The organism is Trichloromonas sp., from assembly GCF_041583255.1.
Classification (GTDB): Bacteria; Desulfobacterota; Desulfuromonadia; order Desulfuromonadales; family Trichloromonadaceae; genus Trichloromonas.
The window spans coordinates 1-14,267 of the sequence record NZ_JBFHGD010000073.1 but is presented as its reverse complement, the minus strand read 5'-3'; the positions used below and the strand labels follow the sequence as shown (position 1 = coordinate 14,267).

The 14,267-nt window shown below is 57.3% G+C and carries 18 protein-coding genes; 15 read left to right on the top strand and 3 right to left on the bottom strand.

What is annotated here, in order from left to right:
• The 11 genes from rsmG to ABYV89_RS07745 all read left to right on the top strand — a co-directional run.
• On the top strand, positions 1 to 578 hold a 578-nt coding region (rsmG, locus tag ABYV89_RS07795; protein ID WP_432822383.1), incomplete at its 5' end, for a 16S rRNA (guanine(527)-N(7))-methyltransferase RsmG.
• 167 nt (positions 579 to 745) lie between these two features.
• Complete coding sequence (locus ABYV89_RS07790) at positions 746 to 1,510, top strand: ParA family protein (RefSeq protein WP_432822382.1); 765 nt, start codon at positions 746 to 748, stop codon at positions 1,508 to 1,510.
• A gap of 1 nt (position 1,511) precedes the next feature.
• Positions 1,512 to 2,360: a ParB/RepB/Spo0J family partition protein gene (locus ABYV89_RS07785; RefSeq protein WP_432822381.1), complete on the top strand. Its 849-nt coding sequence runs from the start codon at positions 1,512 to 1,514 to the stop codon at positions 2,358 to 2,360.
• A gap of 15 nt (positions 2,361 to 2,375) precedes the next feature.
• Entirely contained in the window at positions 2,376 to 2,774 is a 399-nt protein-coding gene (locus ABYV89_RS07780) for a bactofilin family protein (RefSeq protein WP_432822380.1), read from the top strand.
• 209 nt (positions 2,775 to 2,983) lie between these two features.
• Positions 2,984 to 3,409: an ATP synthase F0 subunit B gene (locus ABYV89_RS07775; RefSeq protein ID WP_432822379.1), complete on the top strand. Its 426-nt coding sequence runs from the start codon at positions 2,984 to 2,986 to the stop codon at positions 3,407 to 3,409.
• Between the two features lie 21 nt (positions 3,410 to 3,430).
• Positions 3,431 to 4,015 carry an ATP synthase F0 subunit B gene (locus ABYV89_RS07770; RefSeq protein WP_432822378.1) on the top strand — a complete coding sequence of 195 codons (585 nt, stop codon included), beginning with the start codon at positions 3,431 to 3,433 and terminating at the stop codon, positions 4,013 to 4,015.
• 62 nt (positions 4,016 to 4,077) lie between these two features.
• Positions 4,078 to 4,554 carry an ATP synthase F1 subunit delta gene (gene atpH, locus ABYV89_RS07765; protein WP_432822377.1) on the top strand — a complete coding sequence of 159 codons (477 nt, stop codon included), beginning with the start codon at positions 4,078 to 4,080 and terminating at the stop codon, positions 4,552 to 4,554.
• 8 nt (positions 4,555 to 4,562) lie between these two features.
• Positions 4,563 to 6,071 (top strand): F0F1 ATP synthase subunit alpha, encoded by a 1,509-nt coding sequence (gene atpA, locus ABYV89_RS07760; RefSeq protein ID WP_432822376.1) that lies wholly within the window; start codon positions 4,563 to 4,565, stop codon positions 6,069 to 6,071.
• A gap of 28 nt (positions 6,072 to 6,099) precedes the next feature.
• Entirely contained in the window at positions 6,100 to 6,969 is an 870-nt protein-coding gene (gene atpG, locus ABYV89_RS07755; RefSeq protein ID WP_432822375.1) for an ATP synthase F1 subunit gamma, read from the top strand.
• A gap of 53 nt (positions 6,970 to 7,022) precedes the next feature.
• A complete protein-coding gene (gene atpD, locus ABYV89_RS07750; RefSeq protein WP_432822374.1) occupies positions 7,023 to 8,429 on the top strand; it encodes a F0F1 ATP synthase subunit beta in 1,407 nt (468 codons plus the stop codon).
• Positions 8,430 to 8,485: 56 nt separating this feature from the next.
• The gene (locus ABYV89_RS07745) at positions 8,486 to 8,899 is read left to right on the top strand and encodes a F0F1 ATP synthase subunit epsilon (protein WP_432822373.1); all 414 of its coding nucleotides are present in this window, start codon (positions 8,486 to 8,488) and stop codon (positions 8,897 to 8,899) included.
• Positions 8,900 to 8,977: 78 nt separating this feature from the next.
• On the opposite strand, the gene ABYV89_RS07740 is transcribed toward ABYV89_RS07745, so the two are convergent.
• The gene (locus ABYV89_RS07740) at positions 8,978 to 9,706 is read right to left on the bottom strand and encodes a FadR/GntR family transcriptional regulator (protein WP_432822372.1); all 729 of its coding nucleotides are present in this window, start codon (positions 9,704 to 9,706) and stop codon (positions 8,978 to 8,980) included.
• A 440-nt stretch (positions 9,707 to 10,146) separates the two neighbouring features.
• Between ABYV89_RS07740 and ABYV89_RS07735 the strand changes: the two genes are divergently transcribed.
• Positions 10,147 to 10,350, top strand: coding sequence for a hypothetical protein (locus ABYV89_RS07735; protein WP_432822371.1), 204 nt, complete (start codon positions 10,147 to 10,149; stop codon positions 10,348 to 10,350).
• A 107-nt stretch (positions 10,351 to 10,457) separates the two neighbouring features.
• Complete coding sequence (locus ABYV89_RS07730; protein ID WP_432822370.1) at positions 10,458 to 11,168, top strand: GntR family transcriptional regulator; 711 nt, start codon at positions 10,458 to 10,460, stop codon at positions 11,166 to 11,168.
• Positions 11,169 to 11,440: 272 nt separating this feature from the next.
• Here the strand turns inward: ABYV89_RS07730 and ABYV89_RS07725 are convergent, their stop codons facing one another.
• On the bottom strand, positions 11,441 to 12,235 hold the full coding sequence (locus tag ABYV89_RS07725; protein WP_432822369.1) for an ABC transporter permease: 795 nt from the start codon (positions 12,233 to 12,235) through the stop codon (positions 11,441 to 11,443).
• A complete protein-coding gene (locus ABYV89_RS07720) occupies positions 12,216 to 13,163 on the bottom strand; it encodes an ABC transporter ATP-binding protein (protein WP_432822368.1) in 948 nt (315 codons plus the stop codon). The genes ABYV89_RS07725 and ABYV89_RS07720 overlap by 20 nt, the downstream gene beginning before the upstream one ends.
• Before the next feature lie 59 nt (positions 13,164 to 13,222).
• Between ABYV89_RS07720 and truC the strand changes: the two genes are divergently transcribed.
• Positions 13,223 to 14,002: a tRNA pseudouridine(65) synthase TruC gene (gene truC / locus ABYV89_RS07715; protein ID WP_432822367.1), complete on the top strand. Its 780-nt coding sequence runs from the start codon at positions 13,223 to 13,225 to the stop codon at positions 14,000 to 14,002.
• 126 nt (positions 14,003 to 14,128) lie between these two features.
• Positions 14,129 to 14,267: nitroreductase family protein (locus tag ABYV89_RS07710; protein ID WP_432822384.1), on the top strand; the 139-nt coding region annotated here is incomplete at its 3' end.

Sequence of the window (14,267 nt, the reverse complement as noted above, 5' to 3'; positions counted from 1 at the left end):
TGCTGTGGTTGGGCGAAGAACTGCTGCGTTGGAACCGGCGGGTCAACCTGACCGCGATCACCCGAATGGACGAGGTGGTCGAAAAGCATATCGTCGATTCCCTGGCGCTGCTGCCTTTGCTGTCCGGACGGGAGCGGGTTCTGGACGTCGGTTCGGGGGGTGGTTTTCCTGGGCTGCCGCTGAAAATCGCCTGCAATTCTTTACGGCTCGTCTCCGTGGATGCTGTGGCCAAGAAGATCAACTTTCAGCGGCACGTTGTTCGCCAGTTGGGATTGACCGATTGCATCCCCCTGCATATGCGTATAGAGGATGTGCCCGATTGGGAGGGGTTCGGCCAGGGGTTTGATGTAATCGTCTCGCGGGCTTTTGCCTCGCTCGATGATTTTGTCCGCTTGACCCTCCCCTGTCTGGCCGAAGGCGGGAGGCTGGTTGCCATGAAGGGTCCGGAGGGGGACAGGGAGCTGCTGCAGGGCTCCGGCCTGTTGGCCGGCCTGGGGCTAAGGAGTGAGGGGGTCGAACGAATAACCCTTCCTGCCTCCGGGGCGGAGCGTCTCTTGATCTCCCTCCGCAAGGTCTGATTCTTTTATCGGTTTTATTCCACTACATCTGGTGCCCACCAGGGAAGCCGCCCCCTATATGTTTGATGAAGCTTAACCCTTGGCCTGTTTTTCCTTTTTTTCTTTGAGGAATAAGGGGGTTATGTTACTCTTTCCGACCCGACGCAGGTTTAAGGAGATCAGGTTTTATGGCCCAGATAGTTGCTGTCGCCAATCAGAAAGGCGGAGTTGGCAAAACGACGACCTCCGTCAATCTGGCTGCGTCTCTGGCGGCAGCGGAAAAGCGCACTCTGCTGGTCGACATGGATCCGCAGGCCAACGCCTGCAGCGGATTCGGTCTCGATAAGCGCAAGCAGGAACTCACCGTCTACAGCGCCCTGCTCGGCGACGCCTCCATCCGGGATGTCCGGGTTCGTTCCCATCTCGATCATCTTGACATTCTACCGTCCAATACCGATCTGATCGGCGCCGAAATCGAACTGGTCACCGCCTTTGCCCGCGAGTGCAAACTGCAGGGGGTGCTCAATGAAATCCGTGAAGATTACGATTATATCATTATTGACTGTCCCCCTTCCCTCGGGCTGCTGACGGTCAACGCTCTGACCGCGGCCGATTCGGTTTTAATACCGCTGCAGTGCGAGTTTTACGCGATGGAAGGCCTCAGTCATTTGATGCAGACCATTCGGCTGATCCAGAAGCAGCTGAACCCGGCATTGAAAATTTTGGGGATTCTGCTGACCATGTTTGACGGTCGCAATAACCTTTCACATCAGGTCAGCGAGGAGATCCGCGCCCACTTCGGCGACCAGGTCTTTTCCTCGGTAATCCCCCGCAATGTACGCCTCTCGGAAGCGCCGAGTCACGGGCTTCCGGTTCTTCTTTATGACATCTCCTCCCGTGGCGCAGTCGCTTATCTGGAACTGGCCAAGGAAATCATCGAAGCAGGACATTGATATGGCAAAACGACCCGCCCTGGGCAAGGGCATCGGAGCACTCTTGAACTCGGCCAGCCATGAAGGCCGAAAGTATTTCCTCTGTCCTATTGAGGAGTTACGCCCACACAGCAGTCAGCCGCGGAAAACTTTCAACGACGAGAAAATGGCCGAACTGGTCGCATCGATCAGGGAAAAAGGGGTGATTCAGCCGCTGGTCGTACGTCAGGTCGATGATCATTATCAGATCATTGCCGGCGAACGGCGCTGGCGGGCTTCCCAGAAAGCCGGACTGCGCGAAGTACCGGTTGTCATCCAGGATGTTTCCGAGGACTGGGCCCTGGAAATGGCGCTGATCGAAAATATCCAGCGTGAAGACCTCAACCCGATCGAAGAGGCCGAGGCCTACCGCAACCTGATGGAGAATTTCGAATTTTCCCAGGAAGAGATGGCGAAACGGGTCGGCAAGGACCGTTCGACCGTGGCAAATTCCCTGCGGCTCCTGCGTCTGCCCGAGAAGGTGCGTGAAGATGTCATGCTGGCCCGTCTGAGCATGGGACATGCCCGCGCCCTGCTGGCTCTCGACAGCAATGAAGATCTGCTCGAGGCTCGCGACCAGGTGGTGCAGAAACGCTATTCGGTGCGCGAAACCGAGGCCCTCGTCAAGAAAATCAAGAGCTTCGGACTGACTTCAAAGACCAGTAAGAAACGGGAAAGCGACCCCCAGTTGCAGCATCTCGAAGGCGAATTAAAGAAGGCCCTGGGTACCCAGGTCCGGATCGCCGCCAAGGGCAAGGGGGGGAAGATCGAAATATCCTATTTTTCCGCCGCCGAACTCGATCGTCTGCTGGAGCAGTTGGGGGTTTCCTGAAGGGATTGACGGATAATGATCAAAAGGAAGGATAAGCAACTCATGCGCAAGGAAACTCCCGTCGAGAAAAGCGACATCAAGGCCTTTCTCGGCCCAGGAAGCCAGTTTGAAGGAAAGTTGCTGTTTGATGAAATCGTGCGGATTGATGGGGTGTTCCGCGGCGAGATCATGTCCAAGGACACCCTGATCATTGGCCAGACGGCAGATATTCAGGCCGAGGTGACGGTTGGGACGCTGATCATAAGCGGGCGCTTTAAGGGAAACATCAAGGCAACCAGCAAGGTTGAATTGAGGTCCCCTGCGCAGCTGGAGGGCTGTCTCGAGACGCCGCTGCTGATCGTCGAAGAGGGGGTCATTCTGAATGGTACCCTGGCCATGGGCCAGACGGCAAAACGGCAAGCCGACAGCGATTAGGTGAGTTTGGCCATTTTTAGCGAAAAATGGCCACCGTTCCGCGCCAGATCGGGAAAAGCTACTTGACAGCAGGGTGTCGTCTGTGATAGCAATGCCCTGTTTTGCTTGCCGTCCAATTGGCGTTTTAATTGCCGGCAGGTTGTATACAGTATGCATTAAGCAGCGCAATTTCCCAAAGTCTGACAGCCAGTTAATTCAAGAGGTGTGTAGTGATTGAAGTCGATTGGACAATTTGGATTCAGTTTGCCAACTTTTTCGTGTTGATGGCGGTTCTGAACTTCCTCCTGTACCGTCCCCTGCGCGGCATCCTGAATCGTCGTCGGGAAACCATTGACGGTTCCTACGCCAAGGCGAAAGAGCTCGAGGCCCAGATCAACGAAAAGATGGAGCGCTACCAGGAACAGCTTCAGGCGGCCAAGCTCAAAGGCAACGAGGAGCGGGCTGAAATGCGCAAGGCTGCCGCAGGAGAAGAAGCGGAGATTCTCGGCAAGGCCCAGGCGAAGGCGACTGCTCAGCTGCAGGAAATCAAGAGCAAGGTGGCCGGTGAAGCCGACGCGGCAGCCAAGGCACTGAAGAAGGAAACCGAGGGCCTGGCTAGTCAAATCGCCTCCAAGGTTTTGGGGAGGGCTCTGTAAATGAACGTCAGGGGTTTTCGCATGAACAAGAAGCTTGTCTCTGTCGCTACCGGCATCCTGCTGGTCGGAATTGCGGCCTCAGCCATTGCCGCGGGCGGTGAAAGTGGCCACCATGCCGACAGCGGTGTACTGCTGACCGACTTTCTTTACCGGTGTTTTAACTTCGCCGTGACCTTCGGCCTGCTGGCCTACTTCGTCACCAAGCCGATCCGCAAGGGCCTTTCCGGCCGCCGTGAGGGGATCGAAAAGGCTCTTGAGGAAGCCAAGGTTTCCCAGGAGAAGGCAGAAGCCAAGTTTGCCGAGTATGATGGTAAGCTGAACCTCGCCTCGGCCGAGATCGATGAGATTTACGAGGCCATCAAGCGTGAAGGTTTGCTGGAGCGGGAGAAGATTCTCGCCAACGCCAACGAAATGGCGCAGAAAATAGAAGACGAAGCGAAAAAGTCGGCCGCCCGGGAAATTTCCAACGCCCGCGCCCTGTTGCGCCGCGAAGCGACGGCCATGGCCATCGAAATCGCCGAAGATATCCTCAAGAAAAATTTCACCAGCCAGGACCAGAGCCGCTTGGTGGATGAATACATGCAGAAGGTGGGAGAACTACATTGAGCGTCAGCGCAGTTACCAAAAGATATGCCAGGGCCCTGGTAGCATTGGGCTCTGAGCAGCAAATGGTGGAGGCTTACGGCCAGGAACTGGCCGGCGTCAAGTCTCTGTTCGCCTCTGAGGACTTCCTTCGCCTGATTCTGGAGAGCCCCTCTTTTCCCATGGAGAAGAAGTCGGCTGTTTTGACCGAATTGGGCGATTCCATGAGCCTGTCCGACGGAATGAAGCGTTTTCTCGGCCTTCTTCTGGCCAAGGGTCGCCTCAAGTATCTGCCGCAGATCGAGGCGCAGTACAAGGGCTTTGCCGATGAGCTTTCGGGGGTTCTGCGGGCTCACATCGTTTCGGCATCCAAGCTGAATCAGACCCAGAAAAAAGCGATCGGGGCCGGGCTTGAAGAAAAGACGGGAAAAAAGATCGAGCTGACCGTCAGCGTCGATGCTTCCCTGATCGGTGGACTACAGGCCAACGTTGGCGGCAAGATCTTTGACGGCAGCATCAGAACTCAGCTGAAACGGATTGAAGATACATTAAAGAAGGGGTGAGAAGGTCAATGGAAATCAAGGCAGAAGAAATCAGCGCGATAATCAAGAAGCAGATTGAAAACTTTGGCCGCGAGGTCGAGGTCAGCGAGACGGGTACCATCATCTCCGTTGGCGACGGTATTGCCCGCATTCATGGTCTGGATAAGGCCATGGCAGGCGAACTGCTCGAGTTCCCCGGCGGGATCATGGGCATGGTTCTCAATCTTGAAGAGGACAATGTCGGCGCCGCCATTCTTGGCGAGGGGCACCACATCAAGGAAGGCGACACTGTCAAGCGGACCGAACGCATTGTTCAGGTTCCGGTTGGCGAGGCCCTGATTGGCCGTGTCGTTAATGGTATCGGTATCCATATCGACGGCAAGGGCGAAATTGATTCCAAGGATTATCGCCAGGTCGAAATCAAGGCTCCCGGCATCGTTGCCCGTAAGTCGGTCCATGAGCCGATGCAGACCGGCCTCAAGGCTATTGACGCGATGGTTCCGATCGGCCGCGGCCAGCGCGAGCTGATTATCGGTGACCGTCAGACGGGTAAGACCGCTGTTGCACTCGACACCATCATCAACCAGAAAGGCAATGGCGTTGTCTGTATCTACGTCGCCATTGGTCAGAAGCGTTCTACGGTTGCCCAGGTTGTCGACAAGCTCAAGCAGCATGGTGCCATGGACTACACCATCGTGGTTGCCGCTACTGCTTCCGACCCGGCTCCCCTGCAGTTCATCTCACCCTACACCGGGGTCACCATGGGCGAGTTCTTCCGCGACAGCGGCAAGCACGCCCTGATCATCTACGACGATCTTTCCAAGCAGGCCGTCGCTTACCGTCAGCTGTCCCTGTTGCTCCGTCGTCCGCCAGGACGCGAAGCTTACCCGGGTGACGTTTTCTACCTGCATAGCCGCCTGCTCGAGCGGGCCGCCAAGCTGAACGATGACCTGGGAGCGGGGTCTCTGACCGCACTGCCGATCATCGAAACCCAGGCGGGTGACGTTTCCGCGTATATTCCGACCAACGTTATTTCGATCACCGATGGTCAGATCTTCCTTGAAACCGACCTGTTCTTTTCCGGTGTTCGTCCGGCCATCAACGTCGGTCTGTCGGTATCCCGTGTCGGCGGTAGTGCTCAGGTCAAGGCCATGAAGCAGGTTGCCGGTACCCTCCGTCTGGCCCTGGCCCAGTATCGTGAAATGGCCGCTTTTGCACAGTTTGGCTCCGATCTCGATGCCGCGACCCAGCGTCAGCTCAACCGTGGTGCCCGTCTGGTCGAAATCCTCAAGCAGGGGCAGTATCAGCCGCTGCCGGTGGCCAACCAGGTTCTGGCCATCTACGCCGCCAACAATGGCTATGTTGACGAGTATCCGGCTACTTCCGTACAGCGTTACGAGCGGGAACTGCTTACGTTCCTCGAGGCCAGCCATGCTCAACTGTTGACTGACCTTGGTGTTAAAAAAGCCATCGACGCTGATCTCGAAGGTCGCATCAAGACCGCTCTCGACGAGTTCAAGGGGCAGTTCGTAGCGTAATTAATCGCCAAGCTAAAGGTTTAGACAGATGGCAAATCTGAAGGACATAAAAAAACGGATCGTCTCGGTCAAGAACACGCAGCAGATCACCAAGGCCATGAAGATGGTCTCCGCAGCCAAGCTGCGGCGTGCCCAGGAGGCGGTGGTCGCATCGCGCCCCTATGCCGACAAGATGCTGGAGGTTATTTCCAGTCTGGCGGGACGGGAAGATGCTGAGGCTCATCCGCTCCTCCAGCCACGGGGTAAAAAACGGGCGCTGGTGGTCGTGATGACCGCTGATCGTGGGCTCTGCGGTGGTTTTAATGCCAACATATGCAAGGCTGCTGAACGTTTCGTTCGGAAAAACGAGAATGAATTCGAAGCCTACGACCTGATGATTATTGGTCGTAAGGGCAAAGAATATCTCAAAACCCGTAGTGGACTGAATATCGCCAAGGTTTATGAAAATATAAACGCCACTGTTTCCTACAGTACCGCTTCGCTTCTCGGTCAGGAAATCGTGGAAGGCTATGCCTCGGAACAGTATGACGCGGTTTACATGATCTATAACGCTTTCCGTAGCGCCGTGACTCAGGTGGTGACGGTAGGTCAGTTGTTACCGATCGTTCCGAAGCCGGTTGAGGACGGGATTCAGCTGGTTCAGCATCTGTATGAACCGAACCGTGGTGAGGTTCTCGAGCAGTTGCTGCCCAAAAATGTTGAGGTCCAGATTTTCCGCAGTCTGCTTGAATCGGTTGCCTCTGAATACGGTGCACGTATGAGTGCTATGGACAGCGCCAGTAAGAATGCCAAAGAAATGATCGGCAAGCTGACGCTCAAGTACAACCGTGCACGCCAGGCCGCCATCACTACAGAGCTCATGGAGATAATTTCCGGAGCTGAATCGATAAAGAATTAATCTGAACGATGCTTCGCACCTGTCAGGGTGGGAAAAAGGAGGAACGGTTCATCATGAATAAAGGAAAAATCACCCAGGTTATCGGTCCCGTCATCGACGTGGAATTCGAGGCCGGTAAGCTTCCGGAAATTTATCACGCGCTCAAGGTAACCAACCCTGCCCTCGGTGATGCCGAGTGGAATCTGGTTGTCGAAGTAGCCCAGCACCTTGGTCAAAATACCGTGCGCGCTATCGCCATGGATTCGACCGACGGTTTGGTCCGCGGCCAGGAGGTTCTTGATACCGGCAAGCAGATCATGATGCCGGTCGGTCGTGGAACCCTCGGCCGCATCCTTAACGTCGTCGGCGAGCCCGTCGACGAAGCCGGTCCGGTCAAAACCGAGCTGGAATGGGAAATTCACCGCCCTACCCCCGAGTTCGTCGACCAGTCAACCAAGGTCGAAGCCTTTGAAACGGGGATCAAAGTCGTTGACCTCCTTGCCCCTTATGCTCGTGGCGGTAAAATCGGACTCTTCGGTGGCGCCGGCGTTGGCAAGACCGTTCTGATTATGGAGCTGATCCATAACATCGCCAAGCAGCACGGCGGTTTCTCCGTTTTCGCCGGTGTTGGTGAGCGTACCCGTGAGGGGAACGACCTCTGGCATGAAATGAAGGAATCGGGCGTTCTTGACAAGGCAGCCCTGATCTACGGTCAGATGAACGAGCCCCCGGGTGCTCGTGCCCGTGTTGCACTTTCGGCTCTGACCGTTGCCGAATATTTCCGTGACGAAGAAGGTCAGGACGTTCTGCTCTTCGTTGACAACATCTTCCGCTTCACCCAGGCGGGTTCTGAGGTTTCGGCCCTTCTCGGCCGTATTCCCTCCGCCGTTGGCTACCAGCCGACCCTCTCCACCGAGATGGGCGAGCTGCAGGAGCGGATCACCACCACCAACAAGGGCTCGATCACTTCGGTTCAGGCCATCTATGTTCCTGCCGACGACCTGACCGACCCCGCACCGGCGACCGCGTTTGCTCACCTCGACGCGACCACGGTTCTCTCCCGCCAGATCGCCGAGCTCGGCATCTACCCGGCGGTTGACCCCCTCGACTCTTCCAGCCGTATCCTTGACCCCCAGGTGGTCGGTGAAGAGCACTACAAGATCGCTCGCGAGGTTCAGTACGTGCTGCAGCGCTACAAGGACCTGCAGGACATCATCGCCATCCTTGGTATGGACGAACTGTCAGAAGAAGATAAGCTGGTCGTTGCCCGCGCCCGCAAGATTCAGCGCTTCCTGTCCCAGCCGTTCCACGTGGCCGAAGTATTTACCGGTTCACCCGGCAAATATGTCGAGCTCAAGGATACCATCAAGGGGTTCCAGGAAATCGTCGCCGGCAAGTACGACGACATTCCCGAGCAGGCCTTCTACCTGGTTGGCACCATCGAAGAAGCCCTCGAAAAGGCCAAGAAGCTGGCGGCCTGATAAAAGATGCAGCGGCGGGGCCAATGGCCCCGCCAATCCGGTAAAGGACGTTCGTAATGGCAGAAAAGCTCATACTCGAATTAGTCACTCCCTATAAAAAGGCGCTGTCCGAGGAAGTGGACGAAGTCACCGCACCAGGTACTCTGGGTGAATTCGGTATTCTTCCTGGGCACACACCGATGCTGACCACGCTCAAAATCGGTGAGTTGTCATACCGCAAGGGAGGCGAAAACTTTCACCTGGCCGTGAACTGGGGCTATGTGGAAGTTGAAAATGACAAGGTCACGGTTCTGGTGGAAACCGCCGAACCTGCTGACGAGATTGACCTCGAGCGGGCCAAGGCTGCCCTGGGTCGAGCCGAGGAGGCTCTCAAGAAGCTCGCTTCCGAAGACAAGGACTTTATGGTTATGCAGGCGGCTCTGGATCGGGCCCTGATCCGTATCCAGGTGGCTGGCCGCAAGGCTCGCTGATTGATTTAATTCGCAAATGTTCAACAACAAAAGGGCGACCCGCATGGGTCGCCCTTTTGTTGTACTGGCAGATATCGTTCAGGCGTTGGCTGGCTTGATCAGAAATTCGGACATCTTCTGCTTGACGATCGAGAGGTGATCGATCATTTTTTGCCGGGCCAGGTCCGGGTCGCGGGCCGAAATGGCGCTGATGATCGCTTCGTGCTGGGCCAGCAGGATCTGGGCGTAGCCTTCACGGCGGTAGAATTCAAACAGGGCGACTTCGATGGTGGCCTTGAAAAGCGAGTGAATGGTATTCAGAACATGCACCTGAATGGTGTTGTGGCTGGCGCTGGTGATGGCGTAGTGAAAGCGGGTATCGACGTCGGCAGGCCAGCCTCCGGTAGGGGCCAGCCGGCGCATTTCTTCGAGCAGTCCGCTCATCTCGGCAATTTCTTCGTCGGTGGCATTCTGGGCGGCCAGGTAGGCGGACCAGCTTTCCAGCCCGATGCGCACCTCGGAGAGGTCATGCAGCAGCCGGGTGTTGTTGGCCATCATGCCAGTCAGGGGGTCGGCGATCGAATGTTCGGTCAGGGAGCGGACGTAGGTCCCCCCGCCCTGCCGCGATTCGACCAGACCCATAGCTTCGAGCACCATGATCGCTTCCCGGACGGATGGCCGGCTGACGCCGAGCATGGCGGCCAGGTCGCGCTCCGAGGGGACACGTTCTCCAGGCTTGAGCTGGCCCTGGGAAATCAGCGCCTTGATCTGTTCAACAATTTCTTCGGAGATTTTTTTAGGCTTTATCGGCTTGAATAAAGTGGTCACGCCATTACTCCATGATTGCATTGGTATGACCAGTTTCTAACATGCACGGGATAAAAGGTCAAGGATGACGTGCAGTCGTCAGTTACCGACCAATGCCCCGGAGGCAAATTTTTCCAGGGGCAATTCGAAATTGTGGCCGACGGTGGAAATTTAGATAAAATCGACCTGCGACGGGCCCAGAACTGCGTGTGCGATGCCGGTGATCGGGGATATCAACTTGGTTGATCCGGCCCGGCAGGGTGAAAAGGTCGGGGGCGGTCAGAGTGATATAGGTATTTTCCGTATCTTTTTCCTCGACGACGAAGGAGATGGAGGACCGAGAAGCGTGCGCAGTTCCCTTTCGACGGTAAAACCGGATCAGGCTGCCGATTGCATAGGCGATGATACCGGCGCAGAAAATCAGCCGCAGGGTGAACGCCCTCCCCTCGTCGGGAGAGTTCGTGCACCTCTTTGAAGCCGACCGTCGCCAGGGCGATGACGGTCATATACAGGGAATCAAAGAAATAGCCGAAGGTGCTGAAGCCGATGACGGCGAAGAGGATAAATATGGCAAATTTGAGATGTCGAACAGAATCCATACAACACCGAGTTGGGGGAATCCGCGGATAATATCGGCAGATAGGCCAAAAGGCGAGGAGATATAGAGAGTTGCATGATATCGACATGTTAAAAAAGCTTGACATGCGATGTATACTGTATACAATTTGCAGCAATGCAATGACGTATACAACAATGGTGGTGGAGGATTGCAGTGAGAAAGAAACTAGTCGACAGCCATCTTACCCTGCGCGAGAAGATTCTCGAGACAATCCGTGAGGCAATCCTCAAGGGAGCTCTCAAGCCCGGCGAGAAGGTGGCTGAGCCTGAACTGGCAGAACGCTTCGGCATCAGCCGGACACCGATCCGCGAGGCATTCAGGCAGCTCGAGTCCGAAGGCTACCTGACGGTTATCCCGCGCAAGGGCGCAGTGGTCGCATCCCTTTCTGAGCGGGATGTCGAAGAGTTTTACGCCATCAAAAGTATTCTTGAGGGGTACGCGGCCCGGATGGCCGCGGAAAAAATGACCGAAAAAGATATCGAGCGGCTCGAAGGGATCAACGAACGCCTCGAAAAGTTGGCCCGGGAAGGCGACGTGAAAAATTTCTTCCGGGTCCACAACGATTTCCATGAATGCTTCATCAGGGCGGCCGGAAATGAAAAGCTGCTTGAGTTGATCAGCCAGCTGCTGCTGAAATTCAATCGGCTGCGAATGGCCTCTTTATCGCTGCCGGGGCGCATGGAAATCTCGGTGCAGGAACATCGGAAAATCATCGATGCATTCAAGAAGCGCCAGGGCGAACGGGCCGAAAGCCTGGTCACCAAGACCGCGGCCTACGGCGGCCAGTTGCTTATTCAGAGCATGGCTCAGAAGGAGGGCCGGGAGGTGGAAACTTCGATCCTTTATCAGGTCGGCGACGTTTGAGTCCTCGGCCATAACCGAAGGGACCAGCTAGCATTGAATCGGCATTCGCGGGAGCGGCTGCCGTTTTTTTATGGAAATTTACGACAGGCATCAGCAATAAAATATCTTGCCATCAAAATTGCACGAAGACGTTAAGGAGGCGACGCGGTAAGATTCGAAAAGCCAGAACACGGGCAGTTCGTGTTGCTGCTCTCAACCCGTTCAGAGTAGACTTTGCATCAAGGACAACAGGTCATTTTAGTCGTGTTTTCGGCTGCGGCCGGCTCATGGCGTCAACTCATCAATCGGTAGCCCCGGCTGATCAGCCGGAAGGCCCAACAGAACAGGGTCAGGGCCAAAGCAGCGGTGATTCCGAGGGAGAGCGGCAGCGGGGTTTCGCCGACGCCGAGCAGGGCGTGGCGGAAGCCGTCGATAAGATAGAAAAGCGGGTTGCCGTAGGAGAGGCGCTCCCAGAATGGCGGCAGGATGCCGATCGGGTAAAAGACCCCGCCGAGGTAAATGAGGGGCAGGATGACGAAATTGTTGTACATCGACAAGGCGTCGAAGGAATTGGCGTAGATGGCCGCGATCAGGCCGAACTGGGCGAACAGGACGCTTGCCAGGCAGGCCATGAGCAGCGCCAGCAGCGGGTTGGCAAAGGGCAGCGTGGCGAACCCGGTCGATATCAGGGTGACGGTCAGGCCGACCAGCAAGCCCCTGAGCATGGCCGCCAGGGTGTAGGCGAGGATGAACTGCGGCGGACTGATCGGTGTGACCAGCAGGTCGACGATGTTGCCGAGGTAGCGGGACATGAAGAGGGACGACGAGGTGTTGGCGAAGGAGTTGGAGATCACCCCCATGAGAATCAGGCCGGGGATCACGAACTGGGCGTAGCTGAACTCATCGATCACCGAAATGCGCTCGCCGAGGGTGGCGCCGAAGACAAAGAGGTACAGGGAGGCGGTGATGATCGGGGTCAGCAGGGTCTGGATGGAGACGCGCAAAAAGCGCAGCACCTCTTTTTTGAACAGGGTATAAAAGGGCAGCCAGCGGCCAGCCACAGTTACCTCAGCGGGTTCTGGTTGCATGGGCTGCTTCCGGTCGCCGGTTCATGCCGGTCAGTTCGAGGAAAACCTCTTCCAGGCCCGCCTTGCGGGTTTCCAGGTCGGTAAAGACGATGTCGAGCTGCTGCAGGCGGGCCAGCAGTTCGGCTGGCCTATCCTGCTCGGCCAGGGTCAGCCGGAGCACCGTCCCCCCCTCTTCCAGTCTGCCGTTGAAATCGTCCAGGCCGGCCGGCAACCGGGTCAGCGGGACGCTCAGGCGCAGGCGCCACTGGCGGCTGGCGATGTGAGCGAGGAGCGCCGAGGTGGTTTCCAGGGCGATCAGGCGGCCCTGCCCCATGATCGCAATGCGGTCGCACATCTGCTCGGCCTCTTCGAGGTAATGGGTGGTCAGCAGCACGGTCGTGCCGGCGCGGTTGATTTCGCGGACGAACTCCCACAGGCTGCGGCGAAGTTCGACATCGACGCCGGCGGTCGGTTCGTCGAGGATCAGCAGGCGCGGCCGGTGGATCAGCGCCTTGGCGACCATGAAGCGGCGCTTGAGGCCGCCGGATAGCTTATTCATCGGCTTGTGCAGGTGGGGGCCGAGGTCGAGCCGGTCGACCAGGATCCTTCGCCAGCTGGGGTCGTCGGCGACGCCGTAATAGCCGGAATGGATTTTCAGGGCCCGGTCGATGGTGAAAAAGTTGTCGGTGACGATCTCCTGGTGCATGACCCCGGTCAGGCGCCTGGTGACCCGGTAGTCCCGGCGGTTGTCGTGGCCGAAGACCTCGATGGTCCCCTGATCGATGCGGGTGACCCCGGCCGCCATGTTGATGGTGGTGCTCTTGCCGGCGCCGTTGGGGCCGAGCAGGCCGAAGATCTCGCCCGGTTCGATGGCCAGGCAGAGGTCGTCGACGACGGGGGTGCCGCCGTAGCTTTTGCTCAGATGATGAAGTTTGAGGGCCGCTGTCATGGCCGCACTATACGCCGGCAGAGACCGGCATGCAACACTCCCCGTGAAACAGGTGATGGATGACATTGGAAGAACAGGCAGACAGTCCAGAAACGCTGGACATCCTTTATCGCGACGATGATTTGGTGGCGGTCCACAAGCCGAGCGGACTGTTGGTCCACCGCAGCGAGATCGACCGGCGGGAAACCCGCTTTGCCCTGCAGCTGGTGCGGGATCAGCTCGGCCAATGGGTGTACCCGGTGCACCGCCTCGACCGACCGACATCCGGGGTGTTGCTGCTCGCCCTAAATCCAGAAGCCGCGCGGGCCCTGTCCGTTGCCTTTGCTGACGGCATGGTGAAAAAAACCTATTTGGCCGTAGTGCGGGGTATCGCCCCGGAAGAGGGGCTCATCGACTACCCGCTGGTCGAGGAGCCGGACCGGATCAGTGACCGTCAGGCGAGCAAAGACAAGGGGGCGCAGCCGGCGGTCACCGCATTTCGGCGGCTGGCCCAAGTCGAACTCCCCTGCCCCGTCGGCCGTTATCCCAGCAGCCGTTACAGTCTGGTCGAGGCCCATCCCCGCACCGGCCGCAAGCACCAGCTGCGCCGGCACTTCAAGCACCTGTTCCACCCCATCATCGGCGACACCAAGCATGGTGAAGGGCGGCACAATCGGTTTTTTCGCGAGGAATTCGACTGCCAGCGCCTGCTGCTGGCGGCAGTCGAGGTGGAGTTTCCGCATCCGCGGACAGGCCAGCTGATCGCGGTCAGCGCACCACTGGATACGACCTTTGCCGGCGTGGTGGAGCGGCTCGGCTGGCGGACGCAGCTGCCCGAGCGCTGGCTGCCGCCAGGCTAATGACATCGCCGGCTGCTCCAATTGCCGGGGGGCGCTGCGGGCCGAAAGGGGCGGTCGCCGGGACTTTTCCCCGATCGGCTATATACTTTGTTCAAACCAAGGACACCCATACGAGGGAGAAAGCTTATGGACACCTTTGATGCCATCTACCAGCGTCGGGCGATCAAGCATTTTGATCCCAATCACCGTCTCACCAAAGAAGAAGAGGCCAGGCTTCTGGATGCCGCGATACAGGCGCCCACCAGTTTCAACGCCCAGCACTGGC

Excerpts from the sequence above, each read along its gene's own strand:
- ABYV89_RS07725 (WP_432822369.1), bottom strand. The coding sequence starts at position 12,235 with ATGCAACCAGAACCCGCTGAGGTAACTGTGGCTGGCCGCTGGCTGCCC.
- ABYV89_RS07790 (WP_432822382.1), top strand. The coding sequence starts at position 746 with ATGGCCCAGATAGTTGCTGTCGCCAATCAGAAAGGCGGAGTTGGCAAA.
- ABYV89_RS07780 (WP_432822380.1), top strand. The coding sequence starts at position 2,376 with ATGATCAAAAGGAAGGATAAGCAACTCATGCGCAAGGAAACTCCCGTC.
- atpD (WP_432822374.1), top strand. The coding sequence starts at position 7,023 with ATGAATAAAGGAAAAATCACCCAGGTTATCGGTCCCGTCATCGACGTG.
- ABYV89_RS07720 (WP_432822368.1), bottom strand. The coding sequence starts at position 13,163 with ATGACAGCGGCCCTCAAACTTCATCATCTGAGCAAAAGCTACGGCGGC.
- atpG (WP_432822375.1), top strand. The coding sequence starts at position 6,100 with ATGGCAAATCTGAAGGACATAAAAAAACGGATCGTCTCGGTCAAGAAC.
- atpH (WP_432822377.1), top strand. The coding sequence starts at position 4,078 with ATGGTGGAGGCTTACGGCCAGGAACTGGCCGGCGTCAAGTCTCTGTTC.
- ABYV89_RS07745 (WP_432822373.1), top strand. The coding sequence starts at position 8,486 with ATGGCAGAAAAGCTCATACTCGAATTAGTCACTCCCTATAAAAAGGCG.
- atpA (WP_432822376.1), top strand. The coding sequence starts at position 4,563 with ATGGAAATCAAGGCAGAAGAAATCAGCGCGATAATCAAGAAGCAGATT.
- ABYV89_RS07770 (WP_432822378.1), top strand. The coding sequence starts at position 3,431 with ATGAACAAGAAGCTTGTCTCTGTCGCTACCGGCATCCTGCTGGTCGGA.
- ABYV89_RS07785 (WP_432822381.1), top strand. The coding sequence starts at position 1,512 with ATGGCAAAACGACCCGCCCTGGGCAAGGGCATCGGAGCACTCTTGAAC.
- truC (WP_432822367.1), top strand. The coding sequence starts at position 13,223 with ATGACATTGGAAGAACAGGCAGACAGTCCAGAAACGCTGGACATCCTT.